The organism is Kitasatospora sp. NPDC088548 (genome assembly GCF_044753005.1).
GTDB lineage: Bacteria > Actinomycetota > Actinomycetes > Streptomycetales > Streptomycetaceae > Kitasatospora.
In genome coordinates this window covers 1-16,962 of the sequence record NZ_JBIVMI010000019.1, presented here as the reverse complement: position 1 = coordinate 16,962, position 16,962 = coordinate 1, and the positions used below count along the sequence as shown (strand labels likewise).

Genomic DNA, 16,962 nt, shown 5'->3' with positions numbered 1-16,962 from the left:
GGGCCACCGGACGGGCGCTCCCCTACGCCAGGCCCCGGCGCGCCAGCAGCGGCCCGGTCTGCGGGTCCCGCCCGATCACCGCGCGGAAGGAGTCCAGCGCGTCCCGGCTGTCGCCGCGCGACAGCAGCTCGGCCCGGAACACCTCGCCGCTCTCCCGCACCCCGCGGCCGTTCCCCTTGAACCACTCCACCGTCTCGGCGTCCAGCACCTCCGACCAGATGTAGGCGTAGTAGCCCGCGCTGTACCCGCCGGCGAAGATGTGCGTGAAGTAGGCCGTCCGGTAGCGCGGCGGGATCGCCGCCACCGCGAGCCCGGCCTTGGCCAGCGCCCGCGCCTCGAACTCCTCGGCGTCCGCGATCTCCTGGCCGGCCGGCACGGTGTGCCAGGCCCAGTCCAGCAGCGCCGCCGCCAGGTACTCGACCGTGCGGAAGCCCTGCCCGAAGCCCTCCGCCGCCGCCATCCGCTCGACCAGCTCGGCCGGCAGCGGCTCGCCCGTCACATGGTGCTTGGCGTAGTTGGCCAGGACGGCCGGCCAGACCATCCACATCTCGTTGACCTGCGAGGGGAACTCGACGAAGTCCCGCGGCACGGCCGTCCCCGCGAAGTACGGGTAGCGGACGTCCGAGAACAGCCCGTGCAGCGCGTGCCCGAACTCGTGGAACAGCGTGCGCACCTCGTCCCAGGAGAGCAGCACCGGCTCGCCGGACGCCGGGCGGGCGATGTTCAGGTTGTTCATCACCACCGGCCGCCGGCCGAGCAGCCTCGACTGGGTGACCAGCTCGTCCATCCAGGCGCCGCCGCGCTTGGACGCCCGCGCGTGGAAGTCCCCGAGGAACAGGCCCAGCGAGCCGCCGTCCGCCTCGAACACCTCGAAGACCCGCACGTCCGGGTGGTACGCCGTCAGGTCCGGCCGCTCGGTGAAGGTCACCCCGTACGCCAGGTTCGCCGCGAAGAAGACGCCCTCGTGCAGCACCCGCTCCAGCTCGAAGTACGGGCGCAGCGCCGCCGCGTCCACCTGGTACGAGGACTGCCGGACCAGCTCCGAGTAGTACGCCCAGTCGTGCGCCGCGATCTCGTCGATCCCGTCGGCCGCCGCCAGGGCGGCCAGCTCCGCCGCCTCCCGGCGCGCGTTGGCCACCGCCGGCGGCACCAGCCTGGCCAGCAGCCCGTCCACCGCCTCGACGGTGCCGGCGGTCTCGTCCGCGACCACGTGGGCGGCGTGCGTGCCGTACCCGAGCAGCCGGGCCCGCTCGGCGCGCAGGGTGGCCATCCGGATCGCCAGTGGGCCGTTGGCCCGGGCCGCGCGGCCCAGCGAGGCGGCCATCAGGCGTTCGCGGACCGAGCGGTCGGTGAGGAAGGCCAGCTCGGTCTGGTTGGAGAAGTTCTTCAGGCTCAGCACGTACTTGCCGTCGTGCCCGAGCGCCCGCCCGTTCTCCGCCGCCGCGGCGATCGCGTCCGGGGAGAGCCCGTCCAGCTGCTCGGCGGAGTCCAGCACCAGCGCCCTGGCCTGCGAGTCGGCCGACACGTTCTGCCGGAACGCCGTCTCGGCGGCGGCCAGTTCGGCGTTCAGCCCGCGCAGCCGCTCCTGGTCGGCGGCCCCCAGCCGGGCGCCGGCCCGGACGAAGGCGGTGTGCCGGCGCTCCAGCAGCCGCAGCGACTCCCCGTCCAGGCCGAGCCCGTCGCGCCGCCCGTACAGCTCCTCGATCCGGGCGAACAGCTCGGCGTCCAGGTGGATCGCGTCGTCGTGTGCGGCGAGCTTCGGGCTGACCTCGGCGTCGATCCGGTCGATCACCGGTGTGGTGTCGGAGGAGGACTGGTTGAGGAACACCGCGTTCACCCGGCGCAGCAGCGACCCCGAACGCTCCAGCGCGATCACCGTGTTGTCGAAGGTCGGCGGCTCGGGGTCGGCGGTGATCGCGGCGATCTCGGCGAGCTGGTCGGCCATACCGCGCTCGAACGCCGGCAGGTAGTGCTCCTCCCGGATCTCGGCGAACGGCGGCAGTTCGTAGGCCAGGGTGCTGGCCTTGAAGAACGGGTTCTCGGTCATTTCGCCGACCCTACGCGGTGTCACCCGGGCTGCCTACGCCCCCCGCCCCGAGCCGGACGCCGGTTGTCGTACCCACCGGCTACCGTCGAGGTCACACGCCCGTACGCCCGAGAGGAGGAGCCCCCGTGGCACCCCGGATCGCCCTCGTCCCCGACCCGCACGGCCCGGGTGGCCGGCTCCAGCCCCTCGACGACTCCGGCGCCCCGCTCGGTCCGCCCGCCGCCACCGCCGACCTCGCCGCCGCCGTCGCCGAACGGGAGGCGGCCGAGCACCCGCGCTGGGTCTGGGCCGCCGCCGACAGCGGCTACGCGCCGCTGCTCCCCCGACTGCCCGACCGGCTCGCCCGCTGCCACGACCTGCGACTGGTCGAGGCGCTGCTGCTGGCCCACGAGGGCCGGTTCGGCGCACCGCGCTCGCTCGGCGCGGCCTGGGCCCGGCTGAAGGGCCTGCCCGTCCCCGCCGATCTGCCCGAGCCGGGCTCCGCCGACTCCGGCGACGGGCAGGACACCCTGTTCGCCCCCGACCGCCTGCAACTGCCGCCGGGCGCCGACCCACTGGCCGCCGTGGTCGCCGTCCACGCCGAGCAGCAGCGCCGGCTGGCCGCCATCGCCGACCCGGCCGCCCGGTCCCGGTTCCGGCTGCTGGTCGCCGCCGAGTCGGCCGGCGCACTGGTGGCCGCCGAGATGGCGGACGACGGCCTGCCCTGGCGCGCCGACATCCACGACCGGCTGCTCACCGAGCTGCTCGGCCCGCGTCCGACCGTCCCCGGCACCCAGCCGAGGCTGCTGGCCGAGCTGGCCGTCGAGCTCCAGCAGGCGCTCGGCGGGCGCCCGTTCAACCCCGACTCGCACAGCCAGGTACTGCGCGCCTTCGCCGACCGGGGCATCCAGCTCGGCTCCACCCGCTCCTGGGAGCTGAAGGAGGTGGACCACCCGGCCGCCGCGCTGATGATCCGCTACAAGGAGCTGTCCCGGATCCACGCCGCGCACGGCTGGGCCTGGCAGGACGCCTGGGCCCGCGGTGGCCGGTTCCGCCCCGAGTACGTGGTCGGCGGCGTGGTCTCCGGCCGCTGGGCCAGCCGGGGCGGCGGCGCCCTGCAGATCCCGCGCATCCTGCGCCGCGCCGTGGTCGCCGACCCGGGCTGGCTGCTGGTCGTCGCGGACGCCGCCCAGCTGGAGCCGCGGGTGCTGGCCGCCCTCTCCCAGGACGCCGGGCTGGCCCGCACCGCCGCCGGCGGCGACCTGTACGAGGCGCTGGCCGCCAGCGCCTTCCAGGGCGACCGCGACAAGGCCAAGCTCGGCCTGCTGGGCGCCATGTACGGGCAGACCAGCGGCGACATCGGCCCGCTGCTGAACACCCTGCGCCACCGCTACCCCGCCGCCATGGGGTACGTGGAGGCGGCCGCCCGTACCGGCGAGGACGGCGGCGTGGTCGTCTCCCGGCTGGGCCGGGCCTGCCCGCCGCCCTCGGCCGACTGGCTCGACCTCACCGAGGCCCCCGAGAACGCGGCGGACGCGGGCGGCCGCTCGGCCCGCGCCCGGGGCCGCTTCACCCGCAACTTCGTCATCCAGGCCAGCGCCGCCGACTGGGCGCTGGCGCTGCTCGCCGCGCTGCGCCGCCGACTGAACGCGCTGCCGGCGGCCGGCCCGGACGACCGCCCGCACCTGGTGTTCTTCCAGCACGACGAGGTGGTGGTGCACACCCCGGCCAATCTCGCCGACCAGGTGGCGGCGGCCGTCGCCGAGGCGGCCGACGAGGCCCGGCAGCTGGTCTTCGGGGACACCCCGGTCCGTTTCCCGCTGACCACCGCGGTGGTGGACTGCTACGCCGACGCCAAGTAGCGCCTGAGCCGCCCCCTCGCCCACACCTCCCGGGCCACCGCCTTCCGGCCCTACACCTTCCGGAAGGCCCGCGCTTCCTCGGCCGCCGCGACCACCTCGGCCAGCGCCGCCCCGGTGGAGGCCGTCACGGCGGCGGCGACCGCACCCTCCACGAACGGCGCGTCCACCAGCACCGTGCCGGGGCGCGGCTCGTCCTCCAGGACCGCGACGGCGGTCAGCACCGAGCTCCCCAGGTCGGGCAGCACCACCACCCCCGCCCCGCCGTCCGCCGCCACGACGGCCCGCGCGATCAGGTCGTAGCTGGTGCCGAGCCCGCCGTCCTCCGTCCCGGCCGCCACCACCACCCGCACCGCGTCCGAAGCCAGTTCGCCCAGCAGCTCGCGCAGCCCGGCGGCCAGCTGCGCGCTGTGCGAGACCAGGACGATGCCCACGTAGTCGCTCATGGCCCCGACCCTACGACCGGCCCGCTGCTCCGGCGGAGTGATCCGTCCGACCCCGTCCTCCGCGTGTCGCAACCGGTGCCGACCACCCCCGTCTGGCGTAGCGTCGGGGCAGCACCGTCTGCCGAGGGAGCGAAGCGCTGTGAAGAAGCTGATCAACACCCCGGAGAGCGTCCTGGAGGACGCGCTGGCCGGAGTCGCGGCCGCCCACCCGGAGTTGACGGTGGACATCGCGAACCGGGTGATCACCCGCGCGGTCCGCCCGGAGGCGTCCAAGGTCGCCCTGGTCTCGGGCGGCGGGTCGGGCCACGAGCCGCTGCACGGTGGCTTCGTCGGCCCGGGCATGCTCGACGCGGCCTGCCCGGGCGAGGTGTTCACCTCCCCGGTGCCGGACCAGATGCTGGCCGCCGCCAGGGCCGTGGACTCCGGCGCCGGGGTGGTCTTCGTGGTGAAGAACTACACCGGCGACGTGATGAACTTCGAGCTGGCCGCCGAACTGGCCGCCGAGGAGGGCCTGGAGGTCCGTACCGTCCTGGTCGACGACGATGTCGCGGTCGAGGACTCGACCTGGACGGCGGGCCGCCGGGGCACCGGAGCGACCGTGCTGGTGGAGAAGGCGGCCGGTGCGCTGGCCGAGCGCGGCGCGACGCTGGACGAGGTGGCCGCCCTGGGCGAGCGGGTCAACGCCGCCTCCCGCTCCTTCGCGGTCGCGCTGACCGCCGCGACCGTCCCGGCGGCCGGCAAGCCCGGCTTCGACCTGCCGGAGGACGAGATCGAGGTCGGGGTCGGCATCCACGGCGAGCCCGGCCGGCGCCGCGAGAAGCTCCGCCCGGCCCGCGAGCTGGCCGCCGAGGTGGTCGAGACCATCCTCACCGACCACGACCTGACCGCCGGGGACGAGGTGATCGCCCTGCTGAACGGCCTCGGGGGCACCCCGCTGCTGGAGCTGTACATCGTCTTCGGCGAGGTCGCCGCCCGGCTGGCCGGACGCGGTATCACGGTGGCCCGCAGCCTGGTCGGCAACTACGTCACCAGCCTCGACATGGCGGGCTTCTCCCTCACCCTCACCAAGGCCGACGCCCAGCTGCTGGAGCTGTGGGACGCCCCGGTGGACACCCCCGCCCTCAAGCGGGCCTGAACGGAAGGCGGACACCACCGTCATGGACAACGCAGTCAGGGACGACGGGGCCGAGGGCTTCGGCACCGCCCGCGCCGAGGCCTGGGTCCGCGCGATCGCCACGGCCGTCGAGAAGGAGCAGGATCGGCTCACCGAACTGGACTCGGCGATCGGGGACGGCGACCACGGCAGCAACCTGCGGCGCGGCTTCGCCGCCGTGCTGACCGCCCTGGACGGCCTCGACCCGGCCGGCCCGGGCGCACTGCTGAACAGGACCGGCACCACGCTGATCTCCAAGGTCGGCGGCGCCTCCGGCCCGCTGTACGGCAAGGCCTTCCGCGCCATCGGCGCCGCCCTGCCCGACACCGCTCTGCCCGACACCGCTCTGCCCGACGCCGCTCTGCCCGACGCCGCCGCACTCGGCGAGGCGCTGGCCGCCGGCCTGGACGCGATCCGCGCCCTCGGCAAGGCCGAGCCCGGCGACAAGACCATCGTCGACGCGTACACCCCGGCGGTGGCCGCCTACCGGGCGGCGGTGGCGGCGGGCGCCGGGCTGCCCGGGGCCGCCTCGGCGGCGGCGGCCGCGGCCGAGCAGGGGGCGCGCGACACCGTACCGCTCCAGGCCCGCAAGGGGCGCGCCTCCTACCTCGGCCCGCGCAGCATCGGCCACCAGGACCCGGGCGCCACCTCGACCGCGCTGATCTTCCGCGCCCTCGCGGAGGTCACCGCGGCCTGAACCGGGAGCCGGCCGGTGCCCGCTACCGGTCGGTGCGGGTGATCAGCAGCAGCAGCGCGTCGTCGCGCAGTTCCCCGCCGGTGTGCTCCAGCAGGTCGGCGTAGATCCGGCCGACCGCCGCCTCCAGCTCCGCCGCCGAGCGGGCCGCGCCCCGGACCAGCGGGCCGGCCCGCTCCGCCAGCGGGTAGAACTCGCCGTTCTTCCGGTGCCGGGCCTCGACCACACCGTCGGTGCAGAGCACCAGCACGTCGTCGTGGCCGAACGGCTGGTCCCAGGTGGCCGGCTCACCGGGGGCCAGCCGGCCGAGGCCCAGCGGCACCCACGGATCCGGGGCGTCCAGCACGTGCGCCCGGCCCTCCCGGTCCACCCGGATCGGCGGGACGTGCCCGTACTGGAGCAGTTCCATCACCCCCGGCGTCCGGAACTCGGCGAACAGCGCCGTGGTGAACTCCCCGGCCGGCGCGTGCCGCTCGACGCTGGCCTCGATCCGCGCGGCCACCCCGCGCAGCCCGGCCTCGTCGTACGCGGCCTCCCGGAACGAGCCGAGCACCACGGCGGCGGTCTGCACCGCCCCCAGCCCCTTGCCGCGGACGTCCCCGACCGCCACCCGGGTGCCGTGCGGGGTCTCCAGCACCGAGTAGAGGTCGCCGCCGATCCGCGAGGCGTCGGCGGCGGAGACGTACCGCACCGCCAGATGCAGCGGTCCGACCACCGGGCCCGGCAGCCGCAGCAGCGCCCGCTGGGCGGCCTCGGCCACCGAGCTGACGGCCGCGAAGGCCGCCGCGCGCCGCATCCGGATCTTGGCCACCCAGGCGGAGAACAGCGTCAGCATCAGGTAGCTGACCATCGCGCCGTACAGGAAGCGGTCGTCGTTGACGTCGGCGACCTCGTCGTAGTGGCTGAGCCCGAAGACCGAGAGCAGCCCGAGCGAGCAGACCATCAGCAGCTCGACCGGCCGCAGGGTGAGCGCGGCGATGGTCGGGACGACGGACATCAGCGGTGCGAGGTAGCGGTCCTTGCCGGAGAGGAAGTCCGCGAGCGCCACCAGCAGGATCGCGATCAGCGCCGGGGTGGCCCGCCGCCAGAACGGCACGTCCTGGAGATCGGCGGCCAGCAGGGCGCCACGTCGCCGGTCCGGCGGGAGTCCCGAGGCAGTCGGGACCGCGGGCGACTGGGCACGGCGGATCGGAAACACATATCGAACATAACGGACGATCAACGCACTCACCCACCCACCCGCCCCATCGCCCCGCCCGCCCCCGGCGTGGATTCCGGCACGACGTAGTCACACGCATACGCTCTGCACTCGGATCGCACCGCAATGCGATCCACGCCACACCACTCACTCTCCCGAGGAATACCCCTTGGGGGTATGGTGTTATCAGAATCAGAGTCCGGGCGCAGACCCGTGGCAGCGCAAATCCTTTCGGAGGCCCCGATGTCCAGCACCATCACCTACACCGTGACCGGCATGAGCTGCGGCCACTGCGAGAGCTCGATCAGCAAGGAGCTCTCCACCCTGACCGGCGTCACCGAGGTGGCCGCCGACGCCAAGGCAGGCACCGTGACGGTCTCCTCCGCCACCGAGCTCGACGACGACCAGGTCCGCGCCGCGGTCGACGAGGCCGGCTACGAGCTGGTCGGCCGGTCCGCCTGAGCCCCCCGCAGTACGGCGGGGGCCGGACGAGCCCCACCCCGCGCCCCCGCCGTACGCTCTCTTCAAGGAGCTGATCAGCATGAGCACCTCCACTCCGGGCACCAGCGCCCCGGGCGCGACCGCCGGCATAGGCGGCCAGGACGGCCGGGCCGCCGTACAGGACCGGGTCGAGCTGTCGATCGGCGGGATGACCTGCGCCTCCTGCGCGGCCCGGATCGAGAAGAAGCTCAACCGGATGGACGGCGTCGAGGCCACCGTCAACTTCGCCACCGAGAAGGCCCGGGTCGACTTCGGGCCCGGAGTGAGCGTGGCGGACCTCATCGCCACCGTCGAGAACACCGGGTACACCGCCGAGCTGCCCCCGCCGCCGGCCACTGCGGCCACCGCTCCCGGCACGGCCGCCGCCGAGGAGCAGCCGCCGGCCGACCCGCTGCTGGACCGGCTGCTGATCAGCGCCGTCCTCAGCATCCCCGTGGTCATGCTGTCGATGGTCCCGTCCCTGCAGTTCACCAACTGGCAGTGGCTGGCCTTCGCACTCACCGGCCCGGTCGTCGTCTACGGCGGCCTGCCGTTCCACAAGGCCGCCTGGACCAACCTCAAGCACGGCGCCGCGACCATGGACACCCTGGTCTCGCTCGGCACCCTGGCCGCCTTCGGCTGGTCGTTCTGGGCCCTGTTCTGGGGCGAGGCGGGCATGGCCGGGATGCGGCACGACTTCTCGTTCTCGATCGGCGACACCGACGCCTCCTCCACGCTCTACCTGGAGACGGCCGCCGCCGTCACCGTGCTGATCCTGCTCGGCCGCTACCTGGAGGCCCGCTCCAAGCGCCGCGCCGGCGCCGCCCTGCACGCCCTGCTCGACCTGGGCGCCAAGGACGTCGCCGTGCTCCAGAACAACCGCGAGGTGCGGATGCCGGTGGCCCAACTGGCCGTCGGGATGCGCTTCGTGGTCCGCCCGGGCGAGAAGATCGCCACCGACGGCGTGGTCGTCGAGGGCGCCTCCGCCGTGGACGCCTCGATGCTCACCGGCGAGTCCGTGCCCGTCGAGGTCGCGGTCGGCGACTCCGTCACCGGCGCCACCGTCAACGCCGGCGGCCGTCTGGTGGTCGAGGCCACCCGGGTCGGCGCCGACACCCAGCTCTCCCGGATGGCCCGGCTGGTCGAGGACGCACAGAACGGCAAGGCCGCCGCCCAGCGGCTGGCCGACCGGATCTCCGCCGTCTTCGTGCCGGTCGTCATCCTGATCGCGCTCGGCACCCTGGTCGGCTGGCTGCTGGTCTCCAACAGCCCCACCGAGGCGTTCACCGCCGCCGTCGCCGTCCTGATCATCGCCTGCCCCTGTGCCCTGGGTCTGGCCACCCCGACCGCGCTGATGGTCGGCACCGGGCGCGGCGCCCAGCTCGGCATCCTGATCAAGGGCCCGGAGGTACTGGAGACCACCCGCCGGGTGGACACCATCGTGCTGGACAAGACCGGCACCGTCACCACCGGCCGGATGGCGCTCGCCGCCGTGCACACCGCCGACGGTGTCACCGAGACCGAGGCGCTGCGGCTGGCCGGCGCGCTGGAACACGCCTCCGAGCACCCGATCGCCGCCGCGATCGCCGCGGCCGCCGCCGAGCGGACCGGCGAACTGCCGCCCGTCGAGGGCTTCGAGAACGTCCCGGGCCGGGGCGTGCAGGGCGTCGTCGAGGGCCACGCCGTGGTCGCCGGGCGCGAGGCGCTGCTCGCCGACTGGGCCCAGCACCTGCCGCCGGCCCTCGCCGCCGCCAAGGCCGCCGCCGAGGCCGCCGGCCGGACCGCCGTGGCGGTCGGCTGGGACGGCGAGGCGCGGGCTGTTCTGGAGGTCGCCGACGCGGTCAAGCCGACCAGCGCCGAGGCGATCGCCGACCTGCGGGCCCTGGGCCTGCGGCCGGTCCTGCTGACCGGCGACAACCGGCTGGTCGCCGAGGCGGTGGCGGCCGAGGTCGGCATCGCCCCGGAGGACGTGATCGCCGAGGTGCTGCCGGAGGACAAGGTCAGCACCGTCAAGCGCCTCCAGGCCGAGGGCCGCTCGGTCGCGATGGTCGGTGACGGCGTCAACGACGCCGCCGCGCTCGCCCAGGCCGACCTGGGCCTGGCGATGGGCACCGGCACCGACGCCGCGATCGAGGCAAGCGACCTGACCCTGGTCCGCGGCGACCTGCGCTCAGCGGCGGACGCCATCCGGCTCTCCCGGCGGACCCTCGGCACCATCAAGGGCAACCTGTTCTGGGCCTTCGGCTACAACGTCGCGGCGATCCCGCTCGCTGCGGCCGGCCTGCTCAACCCGATGATCGCCGGTGCCACGATGGCCTTCTCCTCGGTCTTCGTGGTCACCAACAGCCTCCGGCTGCGCCGCTTCCGGGCCGCCTGAACCTACGGACGCCGAAGGACCCGTACCAAGCGGTGCGGGTCCTTCGGCGTCCTCGACCGCGCGGCCGGGCCGTCAACGGCCGAGCAGCTCGCCGCCGTTGCAGTGCAGGATCTCGCCGGTGATGAACCCGGCCTCGGGCGAGGCCAGGAAGTAGACCGCCGCCGCGACCTCGCCGGTCTCGCCGACCCGGCCGAGCAGCGTCCGGGCGGCCCGGCGGGAAACCTCCGCCTCGTCCAGCCGCGGACCGAAGAACTCGGTGCCGGCCACCGTTCCCGGGGCGACGATGTTGGCGGTGATGCCCGAGGTGCCCAGCTGCGCGGCCAGGAAGTGGTTCCAGGCGTGCAGCGAGGCCTTGGCCGCCCCGAACGAACCGGCGCCGCGCAGCGCCGCGATCGAGCTGATGGTGACCACCCGGCCGGCGCCCGGGGTGAGCCGGTCGCGGATGGACTCGGTGAGCATCACCACGGTCAGCACATTGCGCTCGAAGTCCCCGCGCCAGCGGGCCAGCAGGGCGTGCGGCCCGGCCCCGATCACCGTCTCCCGGCTGCCCGCGTTGTTCACCAGGACGTCGATCCGCTCCGGCAGCGCGGCCAGCGCGGCCTCCACCGCGTCCGGGTCGGCGAGGTCGCAGACCAGCGGGGTGACGTTCGGCCCGAGGTCGGCGGCGGACTGTTCGAGCACCGCCCGCCGGCGGCCGACGATCACGACCTGTTCGCCCGCCTCGGCGAACCGCCGCGCCACCTCGTACCCGATACCCGTGCCACCACCGGTGACAACGACGTTCCTGGCCATCTGCGCGCTCCCTCCCCAGTTCCGCCGCCACGCTGCGAGGGTGCGGGACGGTCCCTACCGGAATGCCACGATTCCTATCACGCTCGGTTGCCGTGACTGCGGGGAGGGTGACGTCGCGCGCGCGGGAAGGTGTGGTATGGGCGCGGCACCACGCGCACACGGAGCGTGGCGAGAGGCAGCTCACACCCCCCCGGCGTAACTTCTCGCACCCTGATACGTCTTAGGTTGGTAGTGCGGCAGTTTTTTTGGTGGGCGGAGACGTGGCGAACGGCATCATGTCACCGCGTTGCCACCGCTGCCGCCGACGGGGCTCCGGCGGGCCCCGGGTCGGTCGTCGACTTCGACGGCCTTCGCGCACGACGCCGGGGTGTGGCGGGTCAGGGACGCTTTGAGCGGCCGTCCCGGGCTGCGGCCGGCCCCGGAGTCGTGCGCCGTACGTGTGCGGCCCCGCGAGGGACGCGGAAGGGCCCGGTCGCACTCCCCGGAATCTCGGGAGTGCGGCCGGGCCCTTCCGGTGCCTGGGTCAGCGGGCGTCGAGAGCCACGTAGTCGCGGATCGCGGTGCCGGTGTAGATCTGGCGCGGACGGCCGATCCGGCTGGTCGGGTCGTTGATCATCTCGTGCCAGTGGGCGATCCAGCCCGGCAGCCGGCCGAGGGCGAACAGCACGGTGAACATGCTGGTCGGGAAGCCCATGGCGCGGTAGATCAGGCCGGTGTAGAAGTCCACGTTCGGGTACAGCTTGCGGGAGACGAAGAAGTCGTCGCTGAGCGCGTGCTCCTCCAGCTTCAGCGCGATCTCGAGCAGCTCGTCGGACTTGCCGAGCTGGCCGAGCACCTCGTGCGCAAGGATCTTGACCTGCGCGGCGCGCGGGTCGAAGGCCTTGTAGACGCGGTGGCCGAAGCCCATCAGCTTGACGCCGTCCTCGCGGTTCTTCACCTTGCGGATGAACGCGTCGACGTCGCCGCCGTCCTTCTGGATGCTCTCCAGCATCTCCAGCACGGCCTGGTTGGCGCCACCGTGCAGCGGGCCCCAGAGCGCCGAGATGCCGGCCGAGATGGACGCGAACTGGTTGGCGTGGCTGGAGCCCACCAGGCGGACGGTGGAGGTCGAGCAGTTCTGCTCGTGGTCCGCGTGCAGGATCAGCAGCTTGTCCAGCGCGTTGACGATCACCGGGTTGAGCTCGTAGTCCTCGGCCGGGACCGCGAAGGTCATCCGGAGGAAGTTCTCGACGTAGCTCAGGTCGTTGCGCGGGTAGACGAACGGCTGGCCGACCGACTTCTTGTACGCGTAGGCCGCGATCGTCGGCAGCTTCGCCAGCAGGCGGACCGTCGACAGGTGGCGCTGGGCGGCGTCGAAGGGGTTGTGGCTGTCCTGGTAGAAGGTGGACAGCGCACCGACCACCGAGGACAGCATCGCCATCGGGTGGGCGTCGCGCGGGAAGCCCTGGTAGAAGCGCTTGACGTCCTCGTGCAGCAGGGTGTGCTGGGTGATCTCGCGGTTGAACTCCGCCAGCTGGTCCGGGGTCGGCAGCTCGCCGTTGATCAGGAGGTACGCGGTCTCGATGAAGCTGCCCTGCTCGGCGAGCTGCTCGATCGGGTAGCCGCGGTACCGCAGGATGCCGTTGTCACCGTCCACGAAGGTGATCGCGGACTTGTACGCGGCGGTGTTACCGAAGCCGTTGTCCAGGGTGACCAGGCCGGTCTGCGGGAGCAGCTTCGAGATGTCGAAGCCGGCGTTGCCCGCAGTGCTCTCGACGACGGGGTACTCGTACTCGCCGTCCTGGTACCGCAGTACTACCGAGTTGTCGCTCACGTCTTCCTCACCGACGAAATGAATCCTCTTCCAAGGTGCCCTGACTGTCTCTACCATCCCCCATCTGGCGGACAGCCGCGCACCCGGGGTGGCCCGGAAGGGCCCGCCCCTACAAAACCTTCTGCCGCAGCCGGTACGAACCGGACAAGATCGGCACCACCCTAGGCTCTGTCGTAAATCTCTTCACGTCAAGAGAACAATAGAGGCAACCATCCCTTGGAGAATCATCCAGTTGCCAGCCGGTGATCCAACGCGGCATGCCTCCTACCTGCACTGACGGTTCGAACAGCCTGAGCGATCGCCTTCCGTGACCCGACCAGCACAACCAGTTTCCGCGCCCTGGTCACAGCGGTGTAGAGGAGGTTCCGCTGGAGCATCGTCCAGGCGGACGTGGTGACCGGAATCACCACCACGGGATACTCGCTGCCCTGCGACCGGTGGATCGTCACCGCGTACGCGTGGGCCAGCTCGTCCAGCTCGTCGAAGTCGTAGGGCACCTCCTCGTCCTCGTCGGTGAGCACCGTCAGCCGCTGGTCGTCCACGCTGAGCGCGGTCACCACTCCCACTGTGCCGTTGAAGACGCCGTTCCGCCCCTTGTCGTAGTTGTTCCGGATCTGGGTGACCTTGTCCCCGACCCGGAACGTCCGCCCGCCGAACCGCCGCTCCGCCAGCCCCTCCCGGGCCGGCGTCACCGCCGCCTGCAGCAGCGTGTTCAGGTTCCCCGCGCCCGCCGGGCCCCGGTGCATCGGCGCCAGCACCTGTACGTCCCGCCGCGCGTCGAACCCGAACCGCTGCGGAATCCGCCGCGCCACCACGTCCACGGTCAGGCCCGCCGCCTGCTCCGTGTCGTCCTCCACGAACAGGAAGAAGTCCGGCAGGCCCTCCGTCAGCGGCGGCAGGCCCTCGTTGATCCGGTGCGCGTTGGTCACCACCCCCGACTCCTGCGCCTGCCGGAAGATCCTGGTCAGCCGCACCGACGGGATCGGCCCACCCGGCGTCAGCAGATCCCGCAGCACCTCGCCGGCGCCCACCGACGGCAGCTGGTCCACATCCCCCACGAACAGCAGGTGCGCCCCCGGCGCCACCGCCTTGACCAGCTTGTTCGCCAGGATCAGGTCCAGCATGGACGCCTCGTCGACCACCACCAGGTCGGCGTCCAGCGGGCGGTCCCGGTCGTACGCCGCGTCCCCGCCGGGCCTCAGCTCCAGCAGCCGGTGAACGGTGGACGCCTCCACCCCGGTCAGCTCCGACAGCCGCTTCGCCGCCCGGCCGGTCGGTGCCGCCAGCACCACCTTCGCCCGCTTCGCCAGCGCCAGCGTCACGACCGACTTCACCGTGAACGACTTGCCGCAGCCGGGGCCCCCGGTCAGCACCGCGACCTTCTCGGTCAGTGCCAGCCGCACCGACTGCTCCTGCTCCGGCGCCAGCTCCACCCCCGTACGCTTCGCCAGCCAGCCCAGCGCGGCCGGCCAGTCCACATCCGCGAACCACGGCATCCGGTCCACGTCCGACCGCAGCAGCCGCAACAGCTGGTTGGCGAGCGAGATCTCCGCCCGGTGGAACGGGACCAGGTACACCGCGGTGATCGGCTCACCGCTCTCCCCCGGCACCGACTCCCGCACCACTCCCTCCGCGGCCACCAGCTCCGCCAGGCAGTCGATCACCAGCCCCACGTCCACCTGGAGCAGCTTCACCCCGTCCGCGATCAGCCGCTCCTCCGGCAGGAAGCAGTGCCCCTGGTCACTGCTCTGCGACAGCGCGTACTGCAGCCCCGCCTTCACCCGCTCCGGACTGTCGTGCGGGATCCCCACCGCCTGCGCGATCCGGTCCGCCGTCAGAAAGCCGATGCCCCACACGTCCGACGCCAGCCGGTACGGCTCGTTCTTCACCACCCCGATCGAGCCGTCCCCGTACTGTTTGTAGATTCGTACGGCCAGCGAGGTCGACACCCCGACCCCCTGCAGAAAGACCATCACCTCCTTGATGGACTTCTGCTCCTCCCAGGCGGCCGCGATCTTCTTGGTCCGCTTCGGCCCGAGCCCCGGCACCTCGATCAGCCGGCCCGGCTCGTTCTCGATCACCTCCAGGGTGTCCACCCCGAACCGCTCCACGATCCGCTCCGCGAACCGCGGCCCGATCCCCTTGATCAGCCCCGAGCCCAGATAGCGCTGGATCCCCTGCACCGTGGCCGGCAGCACCGTCGTGTAGTTCTCCACCACGAACTGCTTGCCGTACTGCGGATGCGACCCCCACCGCCCGTGCAGCCGCAGCGATTCCCCCGGCTGCGCCCCCAGCAGCGCGCCCACCACCGTCAGCAGGTCGTTCGCGCCCCGGCCGGTGTCCACCCGGGCGACGGTGTACCCCGTCTCCTCGTTGGCGTACGTGATCCGCTCCAGCACGCCCTCGACCTGGGCGAGCTGGCGCGGCGCGGCTACCTGGCCCGCCTGCGCCTGCCTGGCCACCGGACCCCCTTCACCAGTGCGGGTGGACCATTCCGCTACGCACCGTACCGCCCGGCCACGACAGCCGGGTCCGGGCCCTGCGGTGCAGCGGTCCGGCCGAGGTGCCAGGCTGGGAGAAAACCACGGGGGGCACCGACCGCACCCGCGTCACGGCGTGCCCGTCCAAGGAGCAGTGCCACCATGCTCACCACCGCCTTCGTCCCCGGCTCCCCCAACTGGCTCGACCTCGGCAGCCCCGACACCCGGGCCTCCGTCGACTTCTACACCGCCCTGTTCGGCTGGACCTTCGACTCGGCCGGCCCCGAGGCCGGCGGCTACGGCTTCTTCCAGCAGGAAGGGCGCACGGTCGCCGCCCTCGGCCCGCTCACCGAGGAGGGCTCGACGCCCGCCTGGACGCTCTACTTCTGCACCCTCGACGCCGACCGCACCGCCGAACTCGTCGAGGAAGCCGGCGGCCGGGTGCGATTCACCCCGTTCGACGTCTTCACCAACGGCCGGATGGCCGGTTTCACCGACCCCACCGGCGCCGAGTTCGCCGTCTGGCAGCCCCGCGACACCAGGGGCCTCGACGCCGTGACCGACGAGAACACCCTCTGCTGGGCCGAGTGCTACAGCATCGACGCCGAGGCCGCGAAGACCTTCTACCGCCGTGTCTTCGGCTGGCAGGAGCAGGACGTCCCGCTCGAGGGCGCGCTGTACACCGTCCTCACCCCGGCCGGCGGCGGCACCGACGACGCGCTCGGCGGCATCATGCAGCTCGGCCCCGAGCAGACGGCCGCCGGCACCTCCTCGCACTGGCTCCCCTACTTCGAGGTCCCCAACGTGGACGCCAGCCTCGCCATCGCCGACAAGCTGGGCGCCACCACCCGGATCCCGGCCATGGACGTCCACGGCGTCGGCCGTCTCGCCCAGCTGATCGACCCGCACGGCGCGGTCTTCGCCGTCATCACCAGCGCGGCGCCCGGTGAGTGACGCCCACTCACCCCTCACCGCGGGCGTGGACGGCCCCTGAGCGGCCCTGGGTGGCCCTGGACCCTCGGCCCGGGGCGAGAGAGGGCCACGGTCGCGGGGCCGGGTCCCCGGGGTGGCCCTACGCTCTGGTCATGGACAACCTGATCATGGACAGCCTGACGATCCGCCGCGCCACCGCCGACGACGTCCCGGCGATCGTCGCGATGCTCGCCGACGACCCGCTGGGCGCCACCCGCGAGAGCCCCGGCGACCTCACCCCCTACCACGCCGCCTTCGCCCGCATCGACGCCGACCCGCAGCAGCACCTGGTGGTCGCCGAACGCGCCGGCCGGACCGTCGGCACCCTCCAGCTCACCGTCGTCCCCGGTCTCGCCAGGAAGGGCGCCACCCGCACCATCATCGAGGCCGTCCGGATCCACGCCGACGAACGGGGCACCGGCCTCGGCAGCGAGCTGATCACCTGGGCGATCGACCGCTCCCGCGAGCTCGATGCCGATCTCGTCCAGCTCACCTCCGACGCGACGCGCACCGACGCGCACCGTTTCTACGAGCGCCTCGGCTTCGTCCCGTCGCACCTCGGTTTCAAACTCGCGCTGTAAACGCAGAGAACCCCCACCCGGAATCGGGTGGGGGTTCTCTGGAATGATTGTTCGGCGGCGTCCTACTCTCCCACAGGGTCCCCCCTGCAGT

General features: G+C 73.0%; 13 protein-coding genes. 7 read left to right on the top strand and 6 right to left on the bottom strand.

Annotation, left to right across the window (positions count from 1 at the left end):
• Window positions 1–22 precede the first annotated feature (22 nt).
• Window positions 23–2,047: a M3 family metallopeptidase gene (locus tag ACIP82_RS23365; protein ID WP_400655802.1), complete on the bottom strand. Its 2,025-nt coding sequence runs from the start codon at window positions 2,045–2,047 to the stop codon at window positions 23–25.
• Between the two features lie 125 nt (window positions 2,048–2,172).
• Here ACIP82_RS23365 and ACIP82_RS23360 point away from each other — a divergent pair, with 125 nt between their 5' ends.
• On the top strand, window positions 2,173–3,888 hold the full coding sequence (locus tag ACIP82_RS23360; RefSeq protein WP_400655799.1) for a bifunctional 3'-5' exonuclease/DNA polymerase: 1,716 nt from the start codon (window positions 2,173–2,175) through the stop codon (window positions 3,886–3,888).
• Window positions 3,889–3,938: 50 nt separating this feature from the next.
• Here the strand turns inward: ACIP82_RS23360 and dhaM are convergent, their stop codons facing one another.
• A complete protein-coding gene (dhaM, locus tag ACIP82_RS23355; protein WP_400655796.1) occupies window positions 3,939–4,331 on the bottom strand; it encodes a dihydroxyacetone kinase phosphoryl donor subunit DhaM in 393 nt (130 codons plus the stop codon).
• A gap of 139 nt (window positions 4,332–4,470) precedes the next feature.
• Between dhaM and dhaK the strand changes: the two genes are divergently transcribed.
• The gene (gene dhaK / locus ACIP82_RS23350) at window positions 4,471–5,466 is read left to right on the top strand and encodes a dihydroxyacetone kinase subunit DhaK (protein WP_363608096.1); all 996 of its coding nucleotides are present in this window, start codon (window positions 4,471–4,473) and stop codon (window positions 5,464–5,466) included.
• A gap of 22 nt (window positions 5,467–5,488) precedes the next feature.
• Window positions 5,489–6,181, top strand: coding sequence for a dihydroxyacetone kinase subunit DhaL (gene dhaL, locus ACIP82_RS23345; RefSeq protein ID WP_400655792.1), 693 nt, complete (start codon window positions 5,489–5,491; stop codon window positions 6,179–6,181).
• A gap of 22 nt (window positions 6,182–6,203) precedes the next feature.
• On the opposite strand, the gene ACIP82_RS23340 is transcribed toward dhaL, so the two are convergent.
• Complete coding sequence (locus ACIP82_RS23340) at window positions 6,204–7,376, bottom strand: PP2C family protein-serine/threonine phosphatase (RefSeq protein WP_363608098.1); 1,173 nt, start codon at window positions 7,374–7,376, stop codon at window positions 6,204–6,206.
• Window positions 7,377–7,619: 243 nt separating this feature from the next.
• On the opposite strand from ACIP82_RS23340, the gene ACIP82_RS23335 reads away from it, so the two are divergent.
• Both ACIP82_RS23335 and ACIP82_RS23330 read left to right on the top strand, forming a co-directional pair.
• Window positions 7,620–7,838: a cation transporter gene (locus tag ACIP82_RS23335; RefSeq protein WP_363608099.1), complete on the top strand. Its 219-nt coding sequence runs from the start codon at window positions 7,620–7,622 to the stop codon at window positions 7,836–7,838.
• Window positions 7,839–7,917: 79 nt separating this feature from the next.
• Window positions 7,918–10,233 carry a heavy metal translocating P-type ATPase gene (locus tag ACIP82_RS23330; protein ID WP_400655788.1) on the top strand — a complete coding sequence of 772 codons (2,316 nt, stop codon included), beginning with the start codon at window positions 7,918–7,920 and terminating at the stop codon, window positions 10,231–10,233.
• Window positions 10,234–10,305: 72 nt separating this feature from the next.
• On the opposite strand, the gene ACIP82_RS23325 is transcribed toward ACIP82_RS23330, so the two are convergent.
• From ACIP82_RS23325 to ACIP82_RS23315, 3 genes are all read right to left on the bottom strand, one after another.
• On the bottom strand, window positions 10,306–11,025 hold the full coding sequence (locus ACIP82_RS23325) for an SDR family oxidoreductase (RefSeq protein ID WP_363608101.1): 720 nt from the start codon (window positions 11,023–11,025) through the stop codon (window positions 10,306–10,308).
• A 523-nt stretch (window positions 11,026–11,548) separates the two neighbouring features.
• Window positions 11,549–12,838 carry a citrate synthase gene (locus ACIP82_RS23320; protein ID WP_363608102.1) on the bottom strand — a complete coding sequence of 430 codons (1,290 nt, stop codon included), beginning with the start codon at window positions 12,836–12,838 and terminating at the stop codon, window positions 11,549–11,551.
• Window positions 12,839–13,062: 224 nt separating this feature from the next.
• A complete protein-coding gene (locus ACIP82_RS23315) occupies window positions 13,063–15,300 on the bottom strand; it encodes an ATP-dependent RecD-like DNA helicase (protein ID WP_363608103.1) in 2,238 nt (745 codons plus the stop codon).
• Between the two features lie 180 nt (window positions 15,301–15,480).
• Here ACIP82_RS23315 and ACIP82_RS23310 point away from each other — a divergent pair, with 180 nt between their 5' ends.
• Both ACIP82_RS23310 and ACIP82_RS23305 read left to right on the top strand, forming a co-directional pair.
• The gene (locus ACIP82_RS23310) at window positions 15,481–16,272 is read left to right on the top strand and encodes a VOC family protein (RefSeq protein ID WP_363608104.1); all 792 of its coding nucleotides are present in this window, start codon (window positions 15,481–15,483) and stop codon (window positions 16,270–16,272) included.
• Window positions 16,273–16,418: 146 nt separating this feature from the next.
• A complete protein-coding gene (locus ACIP82_RS23305) occupies window positions 16,419–16,871 on the top strand; it encodes a GNAT family N-acetyltransferase (protein WP_400655984.1) in 453 nt (150 codons plus the stop codon).
• The last annotated feature ends 91 nt before the right edge of the window (window positions 16,872–16,962 follow it).

Coding starts and splice junctions, on each gene's coding strand:
- ACIP82_RS23365 (WP_400655802.1), bottom strand. CDS start 2,047: ATGACCGAGAACCCGTTCTTCAAGGCCAGCACCCTGGCCTACGAACTG.
- dhaM (WP_400655796.1), bottom strand. CDS start 4,331: ATGAGCGACTACGTGGGCATCGTCCTGGTCTCGCACAGCGCGCAGCTG.
- dhaL (WP_400655792.1), top strand. CDS start 5,489: ATGGACAACGCAGTCAGGGACGACGGGGCCGAGGGCTTCGGCACCGCC.
- ACIP82_RS23335 (WP_363608099.1), top strand. CDS start 7,620: ATGTCCAGCACCATCACCTACACCGTGACCGGCATGAGCTGCGGCCAC.
- ACIP82_RS23330 (WP_400655788.1), top strand. CDS start 7,918: ATGAGCACCTCCACTCCGGGCACCAGCGCCCCGGGCGCGACCGCCGGC.
- ACIP82_RS23325 (WP_363608101.1), bottom strand. CDS start 11,025: ATGGCCAGGAACGTCGTTGTCACCGGTGGTGGCACGGGTATCGGGTAC.
- ACIP82_RS23310 (WP_363608104.1), top strand. CDS start 15,481: ATGCTCACCACCGCCTTCGTCCCCGGCTCCCCCAACTGGCTCGACCTC.
- ACIP82_RS23305 (WP_400655984.1), top strand. CDS start 16,419: ATGGACAGCCTGACGATCCGCCGCGCCACCGCCGACGACGTCCCGGCG.